Annotated in this window: 14 protein-coding genes; 8 read left to right on the forward strand and 6 right to left on the reverse strand. The window is 71.1% G+C overall.

The window, feature by feature from the left end:
• The first annotated feature begins 115 nt into the window (after positions 1 to 115).
• Genes BLQ73_RS21215 through BLQ73_RS21240 form a run of 6 tightly spaced genes read left to right on the forward strand, consistent with a single transcriptional unit; the run spans position 116 to position 5,323 of the window.
• Positions 116 to 1,135, forward strand: coding sequence for an ABC transporter substrate-binding protein (locus BLQ73_RS21215; protein WP_176955581.1), 1,020 nt, complete (start codon positions 116 to 118; stop codon positions 1,133 to 1,135).
• Positions 1,135 to 1,935 (forward strand): ABC transporter ATP-binding protein, encoded by an 801-nt coding sequence (locus tag BLQ73_RS21220; RefSeq protein ID WP_093172701.1) that lies wholly within the window; start codon positions 1,135 to 1,137, stop codon positions 1,933 to 1,935. The genes BLQ73_RS21215 and BLQ73_RS21220 overlap by 1 nt, the downstream gene beginning before the upstream one ends.
• On the forward strand, positions 1,928 to 2,851 hold the full coding sequence (locus BLQ73_RS21225) for an ABC transporter permease (protein WP_245691237.1): 924 nt from the start codon (positions 1,928 to 1,930) through the stop codon (positions 2,849 to 2,851). Before BLQ73_RS21220 ends, BLQ73_RS21225 begins: the two co-directional genes overlap by 8 nt.
• Positions 2,848 to 4,260: an LLM class flavin-dependent oxidoreductase gene (locus BLQ73_RS21230; RefSeq protein WP_093172703.1), complete on the forward strand. Its 1,413-nt coding sequence runs from the start codon at positions 2,848 to 2,850 to the stop codon at positions 4,258 to 4,260. Before BLQ73_RS21225 ends, BLQ73_RS21230 begins: the two co-directional genes overlap by 4 nt.
• Positions 4,257 to 4,787 carry an NADPH-dependent FMN reductase gene (locus BLQ73_RS21235; protein WP_093172580.1) on the forward strand — a complete coding sequence of 177 codons (531 nt, stop codon included), beginning with the start codon at positions 4,257 to 4,259 and terminating at the stop codon, positions 4,785 to 4,787. Before BLQ73_RS21230 ends, BLQ73_RS21235 begins: the two co-directional genes overlap by 4 nt.
• Positions 4,784 to 5,323 carry a flavin reductase family protein gene (locus tag BLQ73_RS21240; RefSeq protein WP_420820026.1) on the forward strand — a complete coding sequence of 180 codons (540 nt, stop codon included), beginning with the start codon at positions 4,784 to 4,786 and terminating at the stop codon, positions 5,321 to 5,323. Before BLQ73_RS21235 ends, BLQ73_RS21240 begins: the two co-directional genes overlap by 4 nt.
• Before the next feature lie 56 nt (positions 5,324 to 5,379).
• Here BLQ73_RS21240 and BLQ73_RS21245 read toward each other — a convergent pair whose 3' ends face one another.
• Complete coding sequence (locus BLQ73_RS21245; RefSeq protein WP_093172584.1) at positions 5,380 to 6,438, reverse strand: NAD(P)H-dependent amine dehydrogenase family protein; 1,059 nt, start codon at positions 6,436 to 6,438, stop codon at positions 5,380 to 5,382.
• Positions 6,439 to 6,779: 341 nt separating this feature from the next.
• Between BLQ73_RS21245 and BLQ73_RS21250 the strand changes: the two genes are divergently transcribed.
• Both BLQ73_RS21250 and BLQ73_RS21255 read left to right on the forward strand, forming a co-directional pair.
• Positions 6,780 to 7,412, forward strand: coding sequence for a class I SAM-dependent methyltransferase (locus BLQ73_RS21250; protein ID WP_093172585.1), 633 nt, complete (start codon positions 6,780 to 6,782; stop codon positions 7,410 to 7,412).
• 168 nt (positions 7,413 to 7,580) lie between these two features.
• A complete protein-coding gene (locus BLQ73_RS21255) occupies positions 7,581 to 8,555 on the forward strand; it encodes a hypothetical protein (protein WP_093172587.1) in 975 nt (324 codons plus the stop codon).
• 127 nt (positions 8,556 to 8,682) lie between these two features.
• On the opposite strand, the gene BLQ73_RS21260 is transcribed toward BLQ73_RS21255, so the two are convergent.
• Genes BLQ73_RS21260 through BLQ73_RS21280 form a run of 5 tightly spaced genes read right to left on the reverse strand, consistent with a single transcriptional unit; the run spans position 8,683 to position 18,008 of the window.
• Complete coding sequence (locus BLQ73_RS21260; RefSeq protein ID WP_093172589.1) at positions 8,683 to 9,279, reverse strand: MOSC domain-containing protein; 597 nt, start codon at positions 9,277 to 9,279, stop codon at positions 8,683 to 8,685.
• On the reverse strand, positions 9,276 to 9,728 hold the full coding sequence (locus tag BLQ73_RS21265) for an acyl-CoA thioesterase (RefSeq protein ID WP_218125951.1): 453 nt from the start codon (positions 9,726 to 9,728) through the stop codon (positions 9,276 to 9,278). The genes BLQ73_RS21260 and BLQ73_RS21265 overlap by 4 nt, the downstream gene beginning before the upstream one ends.
• The gene (locus BLQ73_RS21270; RefSeq protein WP_093172591.1) at positions 9,725 to 15,106 is read right to left on the reverse strand and encodes a type I polyketide synthase; all 5,382 of its coding nucleotides are present in this window, start codon (positions 15,104 to 15,106) and stop codon (positions 9,725 to 9,727) included. Before BLQ73_RS21270 ends, BLQ73_RS21265 begins: the two co-directional genes overlap by 4 nt.
• Positions 15,103 to 16,056: an RnfABCDGE type electron transport complex subunit D gene (locus BLQ73_RS21275; RefSeq protein ID WP_093172593.1), complete on the reverse strand. Its 954-nt coding sequence runs from the start codon at positions 16,054 to 16,056 to the stop codon at positions 15,103 to 15,105. The genes BLQ73_RS21270 and BLQ73_RS21275 overlap by 4 nt, the downstream gene beginning before the upstream one ends.
• Complete coding sequence (locus tag BLQ73_RS21280; RefSeq protein WP_093172595.1) at positions 16,053 to 18,008, reverse strand: FG-GAP repeat domain-containing protein; 1,956 nt, start codon at positions 18,006 to 18,008, stop codon at positions 16,053 to 16,055. The genes BLQ73_RS21275 and BLQ73_RS21280 overlap by 4 nt, the downstream gene beginning before the upstream one ends.
• Positions 18,009 to 18,092 lie beyond the last annotated feature (84 nt).

Consider the following 18,092-nt stretch of genomic DNA (forward strand, 5'->3'; position numbering starts at 1 on the left):
CGCCCCTCCCGTTTCGTATCTCTCGCTCGCTCCGCGCCCGCATCGGGCCGGGCGCGAGCAGGTGTGCAATGCGTCGCGCGTGTGCTGTGCCGCGCGACGGGTAAGGACAGCTACCTTGAAATCCCTTCATCGTGCCCTGGCCGCCGCGTTACTAGTGACATCGCTGACGGCCTGCGGGTCGTCGGAGGCGACGACCGGCGCCGAGAAACTGGAGCTGCGCTACCAGGGCAGTGTCGGCTCCGTGATTCTTCCCGAACTGGCCGAGGAGCTGGGCTATCTGGCTCCCCTCAAACTCACATGGATCGGCAACACCATCAGCGGCCCGCAGGATATCCAGGCCGTGGCGACGGGGCAGACGGACTTCGGCGGCGCGTTCAATGGAGCGATCGCCAAACTGGTCGCCGCGAAGGCGCCGATCAAGGCTGTGATCAGCTATTACGGCAGTGACAAGGATTCCTTCCAGGGTTTCTATGTGCTGGAGGACAGCCCCATCAAGAGCGCCCGCGATCTGATCGGCAGAAAGGTCGCGATGAACACCTTGGGTGCGCACGCCGAGGCCGTACTGAAGGAATATCTGAAACGCGGCGGGCTGACGCCGGAGGAGATCGGGCAGGTCGAGCCGGTGGTGGTGCCGCCGGTGAGCGCCGAGCAGGGCCTTCGGCAGCGGCAGATCGATGTCGCGGTGCTCGGCGGTGTTCTGCGGGACAAGGCGCTGGAACGCGGCGGGCTGAGGCCGCTGTTCTCGGACTTCGAGTTGTTCGGGCCGTTCTCGGCCGGGAGCTATGTGCTCACTCAGCGCTTCATCGACGAGCATCCGGCGACGGTCAAGAAGTTCGTGGAGGCCACGGCGAAAGCCGTTCAGTGGACGCGGGAGCGTCCGCGTGAGGAGGTCGTGGCGAAGTTCAAGGAGATCATCGCCAAGCGTGGGCGACATGAGGACGACCAGTCGGTCGGGTTCTGGAAGAGCACCGGGATCGCGACGGCCGGGGGTGTGATCGTGGAAAAGGAGTTCCAGACCTGGATCGACTGGCTTGAGCGGGAGGGGGAGCTGCGTCCCGACCAGGTCAAGGCCGCCGAGGTGTTCACCAACGCTCATAACCCTTACGCGATCGCAGCCGGGGGAGGGGCGGAGTGATGGGCGCCAGAATCAGTTTTCGGGGCGTGTCGAAGGAGTTCTCCGTACGCGGCAGTGATCAGCCTTTCACGGCTCTGCGCGGGATCGACCTCGATGTGCGGGCAGGTGAGTTCGTCACGCTTGTCGGGCCGAGCGGGTGCGGCAAGTCCACGCTGCTGGACCTGCTGGCCGGGCTGACGGCGCCGTCGGACGGGGAGATCCTGCTCGACGGGGTGCCCGTGGACGGCCCGGGGCTCGACCGGGGCGTCGTGTTCCAGCAGTATGCCCTGTTCCCGTGGCGTACGGCGCTCGCCAACATCGCGTTCGGTTTGGAGGCCAAGTCCGTGCCGAGGAGGGAGCGGCACGAGCGGGCCCGCCACTACCTGGACTTGGTGGGGTTGTCGGGGTTCGGCGAGCGATATCCGCATGAGCTTTCAGGGGGTATGCGGCAGCGGGTGGCCATTGCGCGGAGCCTGGCGTTCGACCCGGATGTGCTGTTGATGGATGAGCCGTTCGCCGCCCTCGACGCGCAGACGCGGGAGTCGCTCCAGGAGGAGCTGCTGGGCATCTGGCAGAAGACCGGCAAGACGGTTGTGTTCATCACGCATGGGATCGACGAGGCCGTTTACCTCGGGCAGCGGGTGGCCGTGATGACGTCCCGTCCGGGACGGATCAAGCACATCCTCGACGTCGAGTTCGAGGTGAGAGAGGGCGACCTGCGGGCCGATCCGCGGTTCGGGGAGTACCGCCACGCGGTGTGGGCCCTGCTCCGCGACGAGGTCGCCGCCGCCCAGGCCCGGGAGGAGGCCCCCGTTGGCTAGCATCACCACGACGTCGACATCCGCCGACACCCCCGACGCCGCGGCAGCGGCCCGCCACGCCGTGCCGGGCACCCTGAACCAGGCCGCGCCGGACACGGCGAGCCGGGTCGTGCCGGACACCGCGAGCCGGGTCGTGCCGGACACGGCGAGCCGGGCTGTGCCGTACGCCGCGAAAGTCGCGCGGCGGAGCGCGGCGGTGGCGCTGCTCGCGGCGGTGTGGGAGGTGCTGCCGAGGGCCGGGGTCTTCGACCGCACGTTCCTGCCGCCGCTGTCGGAGGTGCTGCTCGCGCTAGGCGACCTGGCCGCGAGCGGCGAGCTGCTCGACCACGCGCGGGCGAGCCTGGGCAGGTCGCTGGCGGGGTTCGGGCTGGCCATCGTCTTCGCCGTCCCGCTGGGGCTGCTGATCGGGTGGTATCGCCCGTTGGCGGAGTTCCTCAACCCGGTGCTGGAGTTGTTCCGCAACACGGCCACGTTGGCGCTGCTGCCGGTGTTCGTGCTGCTGCTCGGGCTGGGGGAGACGTCCAAGGTGGCGATCATCCTGTATGCGGCGGCGTGGCCGATCCTGCTCAACACGATCGCCGGGGTCAGGGGCGTCGATCCGCTGCTGGTGAAGTCGGCCCGCTCGATGGGGCTGCGCCCGCTCGCGCTGTTCCAGAAGGTGATCCTGCCTGCCGCCGTGCCCACGATTTTCACCGGCGTACGGCTGGCCGGCGCCTATTCCATTCTCGTTCTCGTGGCCGCGGAAATGGTCGGCGCGAAGGCGGGGCTGGGTTATCTCATCAACGACGCGCAATTCAATTTCCGTGTCCACGACATGTACGCCGGCATCATCGCGATCTCCGTGCTGGGCCTGCTGTTCAACGTGTTTCTCGTTTCGCTGGAACGCCGCTTTTCGACGTGGAGGACCACCCCATGACCACCCGCAGACTTCACCTGAACGCTTTTCTCCTCAATGTCGGCCATCATGAGGCGGCCTGGCGGCACCCGGGTGCGGAGCCGTCGCGGATCACCGATCTGCGCCACTTCCAGGAGTTGGCCCGCACGGCCGAACGGGGCAAGCTCGATTCCCTGTTCCTCGCCGACGGACTGGCCCTCTGGAACGACGTACGGCACGGCGCCGCCGGTGGCCTCGAACCGCTGACGCTGCTGTCCGCCCTGGCGGCGGTGACCGAGCGCATCGGGCTGATCGCCACGGTGTCCACGACGTACAACGAGCCTTTCCACGTGGCACGCAAATTCGCCTCGCTGGACCATCTGAGCGGCGGCCGTGCCGGGTGGAACATCGTCACGTCGGCGAGTGAGGCGGAGGCGGAGAATTTCGGCAGGGCGCGTCCCGCGCACGCCGACCGCTATGCGCGGGCCGACGAGTTCTTGGAGGTGGCGAAGAAACTCTGGGACAGTTGGGAGGACGACGCGGTGGTGGCGGACCGCGTCGGCGGGCGCTACGCCGACCCCGACAAGATTCACGCTGTCGACCACCACGGGGGCTATTTCCGGGTGCGCGGCCCGCTGACCTCGCCCCGGTCGCCTCAGGGGCATCCGCTGCTCGTGCAGGCGGGGTCGTCGGAGGACGGCAAGGCGTTCGCGGCCCGCCACGCCGAGGCGGTGTTCACGGCGCAGCAGACGCTCGCCGAGGCGCGGGAGTTCTACGCCGATCTGAAGTCGAGGGTGGCGGCTCACGGGCGCGGACCCGACGAGGTCAAGATCCTGCCCGGTATCTCCCCGATCATCGGTGGCACGGAGGAGGAGGCCCGCCGGCTGGAGCGTGAGCTCAACGAGTTGATCATTCCGGAGTACGGCCTCAGGCAGCTTGCCGGCATCCTCGGCCACGACCTGTCGGACTATCCCCTCGACGGGCCTCTTCCCGACCTTCCGCCCGTCGCGGACGGTCAGCAGAGCCGGTTCACCCTGGTCACCGACCTCGCGAAACGCGACAAGCTCACCATCCGCGAGCTGCTCGGGCGGCTCGCGGGCGGGCGTGGGCACCGCGTCGTCGCGGGCACCCCCGAGCAGATCGCCGACGAACTGCAAGGGTGGTTCCTCGCGGGCGCGGCCGACGGCTTCAACATCATGCCGCCGCTGCTCCCGAGCGGCCTCGCCGACTTCGTCGACCACGTCGTGCCGGAGCTCCAGGCGCGGGACCTGTTCCGCACCGACTACGAGGGGCACACTCTGCGCGAACACTACGGTCTGCCCCGCCCAGCGGTCCGCACCGGAACCAGCGCCGGAACCAGCGCCGGAACCAGCGCCGGAACCCGCACCGGAACCAGCGCCGGAACCAGCGCCGGAACCCGCGCCGAGGCCCGTCTGGCGGTGGCCTCGTGAGCGTCGCGAGCATCGTCACCCTGGTCGGCAACCCCAAGCCGGCCTCCCGCACCTACGCCGCGGCCGTCGCGGCGGCCGACGCCCTGTCCCGCGAGATCGGGTACGGCGGGAGCCGCGACGTCGTCGACCTCGCCGCGCTGGCCCCCACGCTGCTCGGCCCGTCGCCCTCCCCGGGCGTCGAAGTGGCGCTCGACCTGGTGAAAGGGGCCGATGTCCTGATCGTGGCGAGCCCCACCTACAAGGGCACGTATACGGGACTGCTCAAGGTGTTCCTCGACAGGCTCCCGCCGGGGGCGCTGGTCGGGGCGGTGGCGCTGCCGCTGCTCGTCGTGGGCGACGCGCGGCACGCGCTCGCGGTGGAGGTCCACCTGCGTCCGCTGCTGGTGGAGTTGGGCGCCGCCGTACCGACGCCGGGGCTCGCGCTGCCGGAGGCCGAGCTGCCGCAGGTCGACGATGTGGTGTCGCAGTGGGCGGTGAAGGTCGCGCCGCAGGTCGCGGCCCACCGCGGACGCGGGGTGACGGTGTGAGCGTGGGGAGAGGCGCCGGTGGTACGGCGGCGACCGAGACCGCGAGCGGCCGGGCGGTGGACGACGCGAAGTTCAAGCGGGCTCTCGCCGTACACGCCGCCGGGGTCGTGGTGGTCACGGCGAGCGTCGGCGGGGAGCCGGTGGGGCTGACGGCGACGTCGTTCTCGTCGGTGAGCCTGAAGCCGCCGCTGGTGTCGTTCTATGTGGGACACGCCTCCAGCACGTGGCGGCGGCTGCGGGAGGCCGCGCACTTCGCCGTCAACGTGCTCGCCGGCGACCAGGCGGACATCGCCGCGAGGTTCGCACGGAAGGACGTCGACAGGTTCGCGCCTCCGACGGGTTGGCGGCGGGGAGAGCTGGGCGTGCCGCTGCTCGACGGCGCGTCGGCCCACCTCGTCTGCGCGCACTATTCCACGTTCGACATCGGCGACCACCATCTGGTCGTCGGCCTGGTCACCCACACCCACGTGGGCGGGCAGGATCGCCCCCTCCTCTACCACCGGGGGAGATTCGGCAGGTTCACTCCCCACCATTAGGAACCTCCGTGGCCGTACGGCGTGACGCAGGGCCGTACGGCACGGCGCTGCGCGCCTCACACGAGGCGCGCGGTGCCTCGACCCGTGGCGAGGGGCAGGTCGAGGAGGGTGGCGATGCCCGGCGGGGCGGCGCACACGGCGGCGATCGAGTTGACCGCGTGCGCCGCCGCCGCGACCAGGCCGTTGGACACCTCCTCCATGGTGCACACCAGGTGGGGGCTGCCCTCGATGTGGATGGTGAAGCCGGGCTCCGGCCAGCGTCGCACCATGGTGGAGTCGGCCTTGTAGACGCATTCGACGGTCATGAACGGCCGGCCTCGGACGAGCCCGCTGAAGACCCAGCGCGACGCGCAGACCGTGCCGGGGTGCACCTGGCCGGCGGAGATCTCGAAGTCCTCCGTGGCGAGTTCGTATTCGTCGCTCGCCTCGACCTCGTCGAGTTGGACTCCGAGGGCGTCGGCGACGAGCCGGACGCTTTCCGCGAACAGCGAGTGCTGGTAGGCCCGGTAGGGGCGGATCGCGGCCGTGTAGTCCTTCTGGGAGCGGGTGAAACCCATGAGGTCGACGACGAACTGGCGGGACGGGTGGCCCCGGTAGTCCGACGATTCGCGCACGTAGATGTGGTCGACGCGGTGGGACAGGCCGGTGAGCGCGAGGGGCAGCAGGTCGCTCATGAACCCGGGGTTGATGCCCGTGCCGTGCAGGGTGGTGCCGCCGGCGCGGCAGGCGGCCTCGATGCGCTCGACGATGCCGGGGCCGTAGGAGCGGGGGTGGACGAAACCGGTGGTGGTGATGACGTTCTTGCCGGATGTGAGCAGCGCGCAGATGGTTTCGACGTCGGTGGTCTGGTCGTGGCCGAAGTAGGAGGCGGGCAGCGGCATGTGGAGCACGCAGTCGGCGTCGGCGGCGATCACGCGTTCGACGTCGTCGGTGCACACCACCCCGGCCTCGGGCAGGCCGACGAGGTCGCCCGCGTCTGTTCCCACCTTGTCGGGATCGTAGACGAGCACGTCGACCAGGGTGAACTCGGGCCTGGTGATCAGGCCGCGAAGCGCGTAGCGACCGAGGGCGCCTGTGGCCCACTGGAGAACGCGGAGAGGCTGTGGTGCGGGCATGCTTGGCCTCCAGCCCGGAGTCATGGGGCGGGACACTGCTTGAAAAAAGGCACTTTTGGCGAAAAACAGTGCTGATGAAAAGGACTGCTGGCGTGAATGACGTTGACCCGCGCCCCGAATGGTCGAAGACTCTAGCAGATAATCCTGTCACCAATCACTATCCGCTAAAGCCTCCCTCGGCGACCCCGGAGGGGGAAACGCACTTTCGGCGGACCGTAAATGACGATGCGGGATCATGGCTTTGGTGATGAAGAGGAACCGCCCTGTTCGACGTTGAGGGCGGCCTGTGCAGACCCGTAGGGAGCGTGGGCTAAGGTCTCGTGCTTATGGATACTCCCACCATGCCATCTGATCTTCGCTTTGCGGCGGAGCACGCGAAGGGCTTCATGCCGCCCGCGGAGGGGATGGCCCTGTTCGAGACCGCCTGTGTGTACGGCACACGCGGCCCGATCTGCGAGATCGGTAGTTATTGCGGTAAGTCGGCCGTCTATCTCGGGGCGGCGGCTCGCGTGTGCGGGTCGGTGGTGGTCACGGTGGACCACCACCGGGGGTCGGAGGAGGTCCAGCCCGGGTGGGCCCACCACGACCCGACGCTGATGGATGTCATGTTCGGGAAGATGGACTCGCTGCCGGTGTTCCGTCAGACGATCGCGTCGGCGGGGCTGGAGGACGAGGTGATCGCCGTCGTGGGCGGTTCGGAGCGGGTGGCGCGGCTGTGGAACACGCCTCTCGGCATGCTGTTCATCGACGGGGGCCACTCCGACGGCCCGGTGACGGCGGACTACGAGGGGTGGGCTCCGCACGTGGTCGTGGGGGGAGCCCTGGTGTTCCACGACGTGTTTCCCGACCCTGCGAAGGGCGGCCAGGGGCCGTATCGCGTGTATCGGCGGGCGCTGGAGTCGGGCGCGTTCGAGGAGAGGCGGCACGAGGGGTCGCTCCGCGTGCTTGAGCGGGTAGGTGCGGGGATCGGGTGATACGCCGGGATGGTCCCCTACGTGCCTGATCTTTAATCAAGCGGGAGCTAAGGGGGTAGGGCGCACGGGCACCACAGGAGTGATCTGCGGGCTGAACCGGGACAGGCGGGTCGTTTCCTTCCCGAGGGCTTGCGGACGTCTGTGCCTAAAGCGCGAAAGGAAGTCAGCATGTCTGACGCATTCAAAGGCCAGCCCGACCGCCGGAGGTTCATGCTCGGCGCCGCCGCAGTCGGCGCCGGCGCCGCCACCGGGGGACTGTTCGGCGCTGCCTGGGCCCCCACCGCCTCCGCGGCCGACCTCGGCCTGGCGGGCTACAAATATCCGGTTCCGGGTTACCCCGGTGCCAGCCTTCCCTTCCCCACCGACCCGGGCCAGTTCCTGTCCATGGCGCTGAAGACGGTCTTCGGCGCCCTCCAGGTGTGCCTGTGCATCACCCCGCAGGGGGTCATGCGCCTGGTCACCGGCGATAAGGTCACCGCCAACCTCAACGGCGGCCTCGGCGTATCCATCGGAGAAGGCCGCTCCAAGCAGGGCAAGAACGCCATCGAGCAGGCCATCAACGTGCTGCTGAACCCCACCGACCACATCTCCGACGGCATCAGCGACGCCCTCGGCCTCATCAGCTTCCGCCACGACGGCGAGCGCGGCATGCCGCAGAGCGGCCTTTCGCCCCTGGACCCGGTCCGCGTCTTCAAACGGTTCGCCGAGCTGTTCTTCAACCCGCTCCGCTGGCCGACACTGGCGGCCAACTTCATGCGCGACCCGGTCGGCTTCTTCCGCGGCTTCATCGGGCTCTTCTTCCCGGCGCAGCAGCAGATGAACTTCAACGTCAAGGTGACGTGTGAGAAGTATCCCGACCTGGTGCTGGTGAACCGCAACACCATCGCCATGGAGAACGGCAACGCCAAGGAGTTCCCGCCGCGCAACGCCGGCTACGCCCCGGCGGGCGCGGTCGAGCTCGTCGACATCAACAACCCGACGGGCCCGACAGTGGTGACGATCGACCAGTTCAACTCGGTCGTGAGCCACAAGGAGGGCGCTCCCGCGCAGCTCAGCCCGCAGTTCGTCCAGACGAACGTCTCCCAGGTCGTGACCGTGACCTCCGCTCCGATCACCCCGGCGAGGATGATGCCCGCGTTCTAAGCGGGCAGCCTGAACGGGCAGCGTACAGGGGAAAGGGCCGTCTGCCGGGACGGCCCTTTCTTCATGCCTCAGACTTCATGCATCACGCTGTAGGCCTCCAGCTGCAGGCCTCACGCCTTGACAAGGCTCACGCCTTGACGAGCAGGTCCCAGACGGGGGAGCGGCCGGGCACGTCGAGGATGCGCTGCAGGATGCCGGCGTCGCCGAGCAGCGCCTCCCACGCCTCCGCCACGGTGACCTGCTCGACCGGCGTCCACAGGATCTCGACGCTGTCACCGGCCCCGACGCGCCCTCCGCCTTCCCAGACGATGGGCCGCAGGTAGACGGCGGGCAGCGCGGCGTCGATCCAGTCCTCCTCGCCGACGAGGGCGGTGACGGCGGGGCCCGGGAGCGCGGGGCCCATGACCTCGAACCGCACTTCGCCCAGACGCCAGAACTGGCCGAGGATCATTGTGCGTACGTCGACACCGCGCAGGGTGAAGTTCTCCCCGAAAGTGCCGGGGGAGAGGTCCCGCCCGAGCCGGTCGCGCCAGATCGCGAGGGATTCGGCGGGGTATGCCGTGCACTGGTAGTAGGGGCCCCGGTGGTCGGCGTAGACGTGTTCGTCGCCTTCCAGACCGGTGTCGACGACCGGGATCGACCCGGTGGCCGGCAGCTTCGGCATCGCGCTGTGCCCCCAGGGGGCCTCCGCGGCCTTCGCGAGGTTCACGGATTCGACGATCATTGTGTGGTCCTCTCGGTTCTGTAGGGTTCCAGGGCTCGCGCGAACTCTCCGGGCACATCGGCGTGGGTGGTGTCTCCGTCCGCGGTCCGCGCCATGCACGCCACGGTCTGCTCGCCCCGGGCGACCAGCTCGGGCGTCCGGGACGAAGCCTGAGACGGAAGACGGTAGTAGTCGAAGAGCATGCGCACCCGGTTGCCCTCGACCCCGCCGAGCGACATGCGCAGTTCGACCTGGTCGAGTGCGAACAGTTCGGCGAAGTAGTCGCAGCGGCAGTTCACGGTGACTAAAGCCAGGCCGTCCCGCAGCGAGCGCAGTGTGCCCGGGGCGCGGTCGGCCAGGAAGCGTTCCCGGCAGTGGCCCTGCCAGCGCAGGTAGTTGGTGAAGTAGACGTTGCCGACGAGGTTGGTCTCCTCGAACGTCACCAGATGCCGGTAGTTGTATGTCTTCACCCGCGTCCTTCCGCCATGATGGCGACCGCGACGGCCTCATCGACCCCGCGCATCCGCACGACGGTCGAGGCGATCAGCTGGGAGCCCGACCGCAGCAGCGCCCACCCGCCTTCGAACACGCCGGCGACGGTCAGCGGGGCGGTGGGCGGCAGCCCCGCCTTCGACAGGCACTCGACGGCGTTCCACACCCGCGTCGCGACGGTGTCCCGAGGCTCGTCGCATCGCGGCTGCAACTCGTTGACCAGCCGCGACAGCCCGGGTCCGAGAGCCGGTACGGCACCGCCGACGCGCTCCCAGTCGCAGGTCGCGGGCGAGGACACCGACAGCACGTGCCCGTCGAGGTAGCTGCGCGACCCGCCGACCTCGGGACGGTCGAGGCTGACCCGCAACGCGGGGGACAGGCCGAGCGCCACGGCGGTGCGCTGGAGGTAGACGGGGAGCAGGCCGGGCGGCCAGGGCTCCCGCCGCGGCAGCGGCCCGACGTCCTTCAGCCGGAGCCCCGACCAGGCCGCCACGATGTTTCCGCGCGTGTCCACGGCTTCGACGTCCCAGATGTACTCGCCGTCGCCGCTGTGCCGTTCGGCGGCACGCAGCCGCAGGTCGCCCTGCGCTCCGCCGGGCCGGGCGGTGAACCGTCCGGCGCCCACGGGGAGCAGCTGGCGGTGCGGCACGCACGCCTGCAGCGCGTGAATGGTCGCGTCGGTGACGCCGGGGCTGCCGAGCAGCGGCGCCGTGTCGCCGAACCATCCGCCGAGATGGTCTCCGGCGATCTCCCCCGCGCACGCCGACGGCTCGACGTGCGTGAGCCTGCGCACGCGGCGGAAACGCCCGGTGTGGAAGCAGAGCTCCCCGTAGACGTCGCCGTCGGCCAGCGGCTCCCCCGCGAACGCCACCCCCGTATCGGACAGGTCGGCCACCGCATGCGACGGGGCCACCGGGAACACCGCGCGGAAGTGGTCGACGGCGTAGCCGCTCTCCTCCGACCGCAGCACGACCTCGATCGCGCTCTCGTGGCGCAGCGCGCACACCCTGATCGCCGTCGCGCCCACGTCGGGGACGATCACGGGCCGGTCGAACGACAGGTCCGTCACCTCGGGCAGCGGCCGTCCCGCCAGTACGGCGGCGGCCTGCGCCATGGCCTCGATCGCGACCACGGCGGGAAGCACCGCCAGGCCGTCGACCCGGTGGCCGTCCAGGTAGGTGTCGGTGGCGAGCGACAGCACGCTGTCGGCCACGAGCTCCACCCCCGGGTAGTGGACCCGCACCTCGTTGAGGAACCGGCCCCGGCCCGGGCACGGCACCGGGCGCTCGCCGAGCCTGCCGTGGACCGCCACGCTCGGCGGCAGTCCCGGGGTGCGGAGCAGCCGCAGGAACACCTCCACGCCCTCGCGTTCGGGGATGGCCGTCACATCGGACCTGGTCAGCGACTCCAGCACGCCGAGGCGTTCGCCCATGCCCGCGCCCGACCACACCGTCCAGTCCACGTTCAGGCCGCCGAGCCTGCGCGTCTGCTCCCGCATCAGCCCGTTGGCCAGGGCGTAGTGGCTTTCGCCGGCCATGCCGTACCGCCCGATCACCGACCCGAAGGTGACGATGTGCTTGGGCGAGGCGGCGGCGACCAGGTGGAGCAGGCCGGTCACCTTGGGGGAGATGTGCGCGGCGATCTCCTCGTCGGTGAGTTCGGCGAAGGCGGCCGGCCGGTTGACCCCGGCGGCGTGGATCAGCATGGTGACCGGCCCGAGCGCATTGGTGAGGGTGCGTACGGCACGGGCTGTGGCGGCCTCGTCCGCGACGTCGGCCTCTGCGTACGCGTGCCGGACGCCGCGCTCGGTCAGCGCGGCGAGGTTGGCCCGGAGCGCCGGATCGTCCTCGGGCGAGGCCCGCCCGACGAGCGCGAGGGCGCAGCCCGCGGCCTCGGCGAGGCCGGCGGCGCACGCGAAGCCGATGCCCTTGCCGCCGCCGCTGACCAGCACGACGTCGCCCGCCCCTACGGGCAGCGGGCCGTCGCCGGGCAGGGCGATCGGGAGCCGCTCGGGGCGCAGGTCGTCGGCGAAGAGGGCCGGGTGCTCCAGGTGCAGGCTTCTCACGAACCCGGCCAGCGCGTCGGATTCGGCGACGACGCCGAACCCTTCGCCGTCGGCCACGGCCTTCCTGGCGGCCCGCACTACGCGGGCGATCTCGTCCTGGCGCAGCGGGTCGTCGACCGTCAGCCTGCGGCGCGCTCCCGCAGCGGCCTCGCACGCGCCCTCCGGCTGGTCGGCCGGAGCCCGCCGCGCCGGGAACACGTGGGCGCGGGCCTGCCCGCGCCGCTGCGTGTGGTCGGGGTAGGCGGTCTCGGCGAAGCAGCGCACCCAGTGCGCGACGCCCGGGACCGGCAGGCCGGAGGTGTCGTTGTCGCCGGTGAGCGGCGGCAGTTCGGCGATGACCTCGGCCATCTCCGCGATGGAGGCGTCGGCCATGAGGAGCGGCGCAACGGGAGGCTGCCGGCCGGCCGCCCGGGCGGCGGCGGCGACGAGCTGCGCCACGCGCAGGGAGCTGAGGCTCAGGTCGCTGAGCAGCCGTTCACGCGGGGCGATCGCCTCCGACGGGAGCTCCACCGCCTCGGCGACGAGGCCCACGATCAGCGGAAGCACCTCGTCGGCGGGGAGATACGCCGCGGCTTCACTGTGCGGCTCGTCGGGGACGCCGCCCGCGTCGGCGGCCCGCCGGCCCGACGGCCGCGAGCACGGGTTGGCGATGAAGACGCGGTCGCGCCAGATGTCGATGGGCCTGCCCGGCAGATCGCCGTACAGCACCGACAGGTCGGTCGTGGCGCCCGCGGCCCACAGCGCGGCGGCGGTCTCGGCCTCCGCGCTCCCGCCACGGCCGAAGGCGTCCACGCTGACCGCCGGAACTCCGGCGATCATCGCCGACAGGGTACGGCCGGGCCCGGCTTCGCAGTACAGGTCGGTGTCGTCGGCGACGCACGTCACCGCGTCCCAGAAGCGCACCGGCGCGGTGATCTGCTCGCGCAGCAGGGCCGCCGGGTCGTCACCCGCCGAAAGCGGCTCTCCGGTCACGGTGGAGATCAGGGTGCGCTGCGGCGGCGAGAATTGCACCTCGCCGAGGAACTCCTCCATGGCCTTGGCGCAGTCGGCCACCCAGGGCGAGTGGAACGCCCGCGACACCGGGAGCACGGTCGCCGCCAGCCCGCGGTCGGCCGCCCGCCGCGCCGCCACGGCGATGTCCTCGTCCGGTCCGGCCAGGACGTACGCCGAGGGCCCGTTGACGGCCGCCACCACCAGGCCGGTTCCCTCCATGAGCCGTTCGGCGGCGTCGCCGTCGGCGGCCACGCTGATCATGCCGGTGCCCGGCCGGCCGAGCTCGCTCATGACCTGTCCGCGGTGCCGTACGAGTCTGCGCGCGTCCTTGGCGGACAGGCAGCCCGCCCACACCAGGCCCGCGATCTCGCCGAGGCTGTGGCCGATGGCCGCGCCCGCGTTGAGGCCGAGCCGGTCGAGGTAGCGCAGCGCCGACAGCGACGCGGCCAGGATCGCCGGCTGCGCGTCGGCCGTGTCGGCGACGCCGTCGCGGGAGCGGCCGTCGGGGCTGCGGACGGGGGCGCCCTGGCCGGGGAACAGGAGCGTGACCCGGCCCCGGACCTTCTCCCCAAGGTAGACGCCGGGTGCGGTGTCGAGCACGCCGGGCTGGAGCCGCGCCAGACGGCCGACGGCCGCGGCGGCCCGCTCCGCGAGCTGCTCGGGGGTTCCCGCCACGATCGCCACGCGCAGCGGGCCGGTCGACGGCCGGGTGCCGAGCTCGCGGGCGAGGTCGATCATCTCGGCTTCCGACCAGTGCGCGGCCTGCGCGGCGATGCGGCGCAGCGTCGCCGCGGTGTTGTCGGCGGAGGTGCTGCCAGAGGTGCCGCCGGAGGTGTCGGCGGCGGAGACCGCGAACACCAGCGGGTTGTCCCGGGTCGGCAGCCGTTCGGGCATGACGCGGACGCGGGGAGCCGGGCCCCGCCGCTCGCTCCCCGGACCGGTCAGCACCATGTGGGCGTTGATGCCGCCGAACCCCATGGCGCTGACCCCGGCGTAGCGCCGGCCTCCCGGCCACGCCTCCGGCTCGGACGGCACGCGCAGCGGCGCGCCCGGGGCGGTGAGCAGCCGGTGCGGCCGTTCGCAGCCCGTCGTCGGCGGCAGAACTCCCGTGGCGACGCTCATCGCCGCCTTGATCAGACCGGCGACACCCGCCGCCGCCTTGGTGTGGCCGATGTTGGCCTTGACCGAGCCGAGCGCGACGGGCGACGGCGGGCGGCCGAGAAGCCGCGCCAACGCCGTCAGCTCCGTCGTGTCGCCCAGCGCGGTGCCCGTGCCGTGCCCTTCGAACAGCCCCACCTCGTCGGGCGCGACGCCCGCGTGGGAGTAGGCGCGGCGCAGCGCCAGGAGCTGGCCGGCGACCTCCGGCCTGGTGATGCCGCCCCGGCCGTCGGACGACACGCCCCACCCGGCGATCTCCGCGTAGATCCGCAGGCCCTGCTCGCGGGCGTCGTCGGCGCGCATCAGCGCGACGATCCCGCATCCTTCGCCGGGCCAGAAGCCGTCGGAGCGCTCGTCGTACACGCGCATGCGTTCGGCGGCGAGCGCCCCCGCCTTCGCGAAGCCGACCAGTTCGAACGGGTCGAGGCTGATGTCGACGCCCCCGGCGAGGGCGAAGTCGGCGCCGCCCTCGCTCAACGTGCGGCACGCCGTGATCAGAGCGAGCAGGGACGACGCGCAGGCGCCGTCCACCGCGTAGCCGCCGCCCGCGAAGTCGAAGTGGTTGCAGATGCGGCCGGCGATGGTGTTCGACAGGCCGCCCGCCAGGCTCTCGTCCGACGTCTCGGGGAAGGGCGCCAGATACTCGTGTTCCGCGCGCGACAGCACCCGCACGCCCGTCTCCACCGGCAGGTCCGCCAGCGCGGCGGCCAGCACGGCGCGGACGTACGGCCAGCGCAGCCGCATGGACCGCGCCCGCGTCACCTCACCGGTCAGCGTGTTGCCCACCACCACGGCCACCCGCTCGCGGGGCAGGCCCGCCGCGTCGGGGAACCCGGAGTCGGCCAGCGCCCGCGCCGCCGTGTCGAGCGCCAGCCAGTGCGCGGGGTCGGTCACCCGGTGGACGGCGCCCGGGATGCGGTAGGCCGCCCGGTCGAACTCCCAGCCTTCGACGAGCGCCGCCCGCGTGCTGTAGGTGCGGTCGGTCGCGTTCCGGTCGGGGGAGTGGTAGTCCGAAAGATCCAGACGTTCCGCGGGAATCCTGCGGAAGGCCCGCCTGCGCCACAGCACGTTCTCCCAGAGGGCGGCCGGGTCGGGAGCGTCGGGATATGTGCACGCCATGCCGACGATCGCGATGTTCACGGCCGCGCTCCCGTCAGCACCGGCTCGGCGGGCACCGCGGCGGCGGCCCTGCGGTAGCGCGCCAGTACGGCGAGGCCGGCGCCCCGGCCGATGCACACCAGCACCAGGGCGAAGAACAGCCCGAACACGATGTGGAGCTCGACCAGCAGCCCGTACACCGCCGCCACCGAGACACCGAACGCCACCTGGCCCAACGGCTTCCACGGCGTGGTCCCCGGGTCGGTGATCATGTAGTTCGTGTAGAGGATGAACGCCACCCCCGTCATCGGGAGCAGCGCGCTGACCATCGACACGTCCGTGAACAGGCCGCGCAGCACCGCCTGCGCCGCGAACCCGGCGAGCCAGCCGAGGATCAGCGGCAGCTTGCCGGTCAGCTTCGCGTTCAGCATCGTGCCGAGCACCAGCACCACCAGCGGCACCAGCGCGTCGATCGGCCCGCTCACCCACTCGGTGAACTGGTACGGCGGAGCGATGCTGACCCAGGGGAACAACACCAGGACGGCCGCGATGCCGAGGTTCGACGGGTTCAGGAAGTGCTTGCCGTTGACGCGGAAGACGTACTTGCTGCCGACGCCGACCACGACGGCGAGGACGGTGGGCATGAGGTGGCTGTTGCCGTACAGCAGCATGGCGCAGGCCAGGCCGCCGATGTAGGACGGCAGGAAGAAGTCGACCGTCTCGCCGGGCCGCCCGCGGTAGCGGGCGGGCCTGCGGTGGGCCCACGCCTCGACCGTCTCCAGCACGAACTCGGTGAGCAGGCCGACCAGCACGCCGACCACGGGGGTGATGTAGGCCTGTTCGAAGCCGAGGACGGTGTGGCCGAGCACCGTCGCCAGCGTGATGGACCCCGCGAAGCGGCGGAGCGCCTTGCTGCGCTTCTGCTGCGGGGTGAGCCCCCGCTTCGCGGCGGCTACGGGCACGGGGGTCGTCGGCAGGGCGGTTGTGGTCATCGGATCTCCACGGCGCGTCCGTCGCCGGTCAGCAGCACCTGGTGCCACCCCGGCGTGATCGAGGTCGAGGTGGTGCGGGCGACGCCGCAGGCGTCGCGCCACGACAGGGTGAGGGCGAAGGGCTCGGCGGTGGCGTGCTCGCCCAGGCCGAACATCAGGTCGGGGGCCGACACGCCGTTGTGCCCGTTGGCGGGGTAGAGCTGGCGCGTCCGCGATGTACCGTCCGGCAGCTTCAGCGTGGCCGTCGCGCCGATCGCCGGGCGCGTCCGGTTCTCGCCGGGCTGTGCCGTATCGGGCTGTGCCGTACCGGGCTGTGCCGTACCGGGTTGTGCCGTACTGGACTGTGCCGTGACGCAGCCGCCCGCGGGAAGCCGCAGCCGCAGGCCCACGAAGGGGGCCGACGGGCCGGTGTTCCTGAACAGCACCGAGCGGCCCCACTGGTTGGCCACCGCGAAGTCCAGCCTGCCGTCGTCGTCCACGTCGCCCACCGCGAACGCCCTGCTCACCGCGTCGGTGCCGACCCCCGCCGCGGCGGCCACGTCGGTGTACCTGCCGTTCGGGTCCTTGCCGTCCCGGGCGAAGAACGAGTTGACGTCGCGGCCCGACAGGTCGTCGCCGGGCTTGAAGTTCGGCCACAGGGTCGGGTGGCCGAGGATCAGGTCGTTGGACATGGCCGCTTCCTGAAGCTGCGCCCAGCGGTTGACCCGCCCCCGCACGAAGCCGGTGGCGTGCATGATCTCGTCGTCGCCGTCGTTGTCGAAGTCGGCCGCCTTGACGTCCCACGTCCAGCCGGTACGGCTCAGCCCGAGCTCCTCGCTGCGGTCGTCGAACGGCGCGTGGCCGCCATGCATGCCGCCGGGCTTGGACATGAAGGCGAAGTTGCTCTCCTGAAGCGCGTACGGCTCGGTGATGTTGCTGACCAGGATGTCGGGCGCCTGGTCGCGGTTGAGGTCGGCGAAGGCGACACCCATGCCCTTGAACGAGTCGCTGCCCACCACCTTGGACTTGGGGGTGGTGAGGTGGCGGGTGCCCTTGGTCTCGTTGAACGCGATGCGCCCGGGCGACGACACGTTCATCAGCAGCTTGTCCGGGCCGAAGTCGTTGGCGATGTACAGGTCGGGGCGGCCGTCGGAGTCGAGGTCCTGCGTGCCCATGGCGAGCGTCCAGCCGTTCGCCACGCCGGCGGCGAACGCGTTCCCGACCTCCTCGAACCGGCCGTCGCCGAGCCCCCGGAAGAGCCGGTCCCTCCCGCCGTTCGAGGCGTTGGACATCGAGTCGTTCATGATGACGTCGCCGTGGTTCCCCGTCGGGTCGAGCACGCGCGCGCCTTCGGGGAAGTAGTTCCCGAAGACCAGGTCGAGCCGCCCGTCCCCGTCGTAGTCGCCCATCGTCGCGGCGTTGGTGTTCCACACCTCAGGCTCGGCGGCCAGGCTCCGGTACTGGTAGGCCGCCGCCGACGGGCCCACCTTCGGCAGCCGCAGGAACAGCGCCGGCGACCGCCCCCAGTAGTAGACGACGACGTCCTGCCACCCGTCCTCGTTCAGGTCCGCGGGCAGGCATCCCATCGGCGCCTCGTACGGCTTGCGCTCCGGAGCGGCCAGCGTGAACGCCGCGTAGCGCTCCGCCGTACCGGGCGCGGGGCTCACGGTCACGGTGTCGTGGCGCGGGTCGACCAGGCAGACGTCGTCCGACACGGTCGTGCCGTCCGCGTCGAACAGCGCCACCCCCGCGCCCACCGACGAGATCCACCCGCTGATCCGCGAGTAGGCCGGGGCGACCGGGCGCACCTTCGGGTCGCCCGGCGCGTCGGCCGGCCCGAGAGGTTCGGCCGAGAACGAGAACCGCTGCGCCACCTCCGCCGCGTTGGACACGTCGGGGAGCCCGGTCAGCGACCAGGCTCCGACTGAAACGGCGACCGCGAGCGCCCCCGCCGCGTGTCGCCGTGCTCTCATTGAACCCTTCACACTGCCCCCGTGATCGCAATGGTTGTGCGGTTCGCGCGGGCGGCCGAAGGGCGGCGATCGCCGTACGGCCGA

The sequence above is a fragment of the Sinosporangium album genome (assembly GCF_900100605.1).
In the GTDB taxonomy this organism is placed as follows: domain Bacteria; phylum Actinomycetota; class Actinomycetes; order Streptosporangiales; family Streptosporangiaceae; genus Sinosporangium; species Sinosporangium album.